Here is a 2,320-nt window from a genome sequence, read left to right on the forward strand (position 1 = left end):
GCGGGCCGAGGACGGCGGCGCATGGCACCGGTACGACATGTCCACCTCGGAGTTCCTCTACCGCATCCTCGCCGATGCCGATTTCCAGCCGTTCGGGATCGCGCGGTACGCACTCGACCCGACCTTCGGGCCCGGCTCCGGCGACGAAGAGTGACGGTGTGTTGTATCCGGAACCGAGCAGGGAAGCGGGCGTCCTCATGGCGGAGAAATCCATCGACTGGATCCGTCTGCAAGGCGGGACAATCAGAGCAGCATCACGCCTCTGCCACCTGGCTGGAGAACCAGGGCCTGTCCGGCGGGTCGGATATTGCCGGACAGGCCCCGGGTCTGGAGGGACTCAGCGTTTGAGCGAGTCGCCTGGCAGCTTGCCGCTCAGGCGGACCGTCGATACGAGGTTCCCCTCGGCCGGCAGTCTCTCGACTCGGCTCGCGGAAAGCCGACCCCTTCGGCGATCAGTCGCACCGGCCGCGCAGGCATCCGCGCCGCAAGGCGGGCCGGGACCTGGCCGACACCGGCACGGGCGCCCACCGGCCGCGGTGCGCCCGGTGCGGCGGCGGACCGTACGGCGACTGCCAGGCCGGCCGCTCGGTTCGACCCGAGCCGCCCACGTTGCCGAGCCGTACGACCGGGGCCTGGAGCGGTTCGGCTACCGAGCCGGGGTCGTTGTCGCGCAGCAGGTTCAGGAGCTCGGGTTGTACGGAACGCACGTGTGTCCGCTCCGGGACATCGAGCTTGGTGGTGTTCCCGCACCCGGTGCACAGCGTGACGGTGACGGGCCAGGCGTCGAGGAGCTCGTGGTTCGCATGGACGCGGAATTTTCCGTTCGCCCCGAAGCGCCCGGAGGCGCACCTGTGGCAATGGCGGAGAACGATCGGCAGGCAGGTGGGCATGGCCACCCAGTTCTTGGACACAGAGATGTACCGGTTCCAGTGAGAAGACCGCAGCGAAAAGGAGCGCGGCGCAGATGTGCGACGCGCGACGGATCAGCGCTCGGGGGGTCTCACTTGGTGTACAACGGCACGTCCTTGACGGGGGACTGGGGCGGGAGCACGGTAACGGCACACAGGAGTGCGGCTCCACTGAATTTCTGGGCGGGTGGGCGGGCGACGGTGACGGTGCCGTGAAAGACGTAGGCACCGGTTGATCGTCCGTTGGCCTTCGTCCCTGCGCGCTGGCCACCGCGGCTGGCCGGCCCCCGGCGGTCGGCCAGCCTGCGTCGCCCCGGTCACGTGCCGGGCGGGCCGGCCGGTGTCAGACCTCGCCGCTCCGCCACTGGGTCGTCAAGGGGTGTCGCATGTCGGGTCGTCGATCGCGCTCACGGTGTACGGCGGACGGCCCGGTGGCTGGTTCAGCTGGCTGTTGACCACGTAGAGGCGGCAGCCGTGGCGTGCGAGGGTGGTCGGCAGGTCGAAGAGCTCCCCGGTGATGCGGTGGGTGACCGCACCCGTGCGCAGGTCGTCGTCCAGTTCGGCGATGTAGACGCCGTGCGGGGCACCGTAGTTGAGCACGGCGTAGAGGGTCCTGCCGCGCAGGACCATGCCGTCGGGGCCGAAGGACTGTTCGCCGAGGCGGAGTTGCTCGACCTCTTTGTCGGCCGTGCCGATCCGCCAGACTGCCTCGGTTCCGTTGGACGCGACGAGGAGGGCGGTGCCGTCCTCGTTCGCGACGATGCCGTTCAACAGCCAGTACTGTGCCGGGAACTGCGGGAACGCGCCGCGTATGTCGAGCCAGGGCTCCAGTGGGCCGAGGGCGCCGTGCCGGATCTCCGCCCGGTGGATGACGGGGTTGGCCCAGTCGGTCACGTACACCGCGTCGTTCGTCACGACGAGGTCGTTGAGGTGGGGCGCGCCGAGCGGTCCGCTGCGGGCGGTACGGGTAGTCAGCAGCCGGCCGTGGCGATCGTGGACGGTCAGGGTCGCGCCGCCCACCGAGTGGACGCGTCCGCGGCGATCCGTGTGGACGCCCAGAGAACTGGGGCGGTCCTCAAGGCCGCGCGCGGGGAAGGGGCGCAGGGCCGGGTCGCCGATGTGACCGCGGTACAGGGCGCCGGTGCCGTCGGAGGAGACGTACATCGTGCCGTCCCGGGCGATGGTGATCCCCTCGGGCAGCACACCGGGTTGCCGGGAGACGACGTAGGTGTCGGGCAGGTCCCTGGCGGCGGCCGGGCCGGGCGCCGCGCACAGGGCGGTGAGCAGGACCGCGGCGGCGAGGCCGGCGTTACGGACATGACAGCGGCGCATCGATGCGTACCTCCGGTGACGTGGGCCGATCGGCTGGGCGGATCGGCTCGACGGACACCCGGAGCCTGGCCTGTCGTTCC

At 70.6% G+C, this 2,320-nt stretch carries 1 protein-coding gene and 1 pseudogene; both read right to left on the bottom strand.

What is annotated here, in order from left to right; all coding sequences use genetic code 11:
- Positions 1-337: 337 nt before the first annotated feature.
- Positions 338-890: pseudogene (locus tag VIU94_RS05810) on the bottom strand (DUF1062 domain-containing protein).
- Between the two features lie 390 nt (positions 891-1,280).
- Entirely contained in the window at positions 1,281-2,240 is a 960-nt protein-coding gene (locus VIU94_RS05815; protein WP_331908243.1) for an SMP-30/gluconolactonase/LRE family protein, read from the bottom strand.
- Between the last annotated feature and the right edge of the window lie 80 nt (positions 2,241-2,320).

The sequence above is a fragment of the Streptomyces sp. genome, from assembly GCF_036566765.1.
GTDB lineage: Bacteria > Actinomycetota > Actinomycetes > Streptomycetales > Streptomycetaceae > Streptomyces.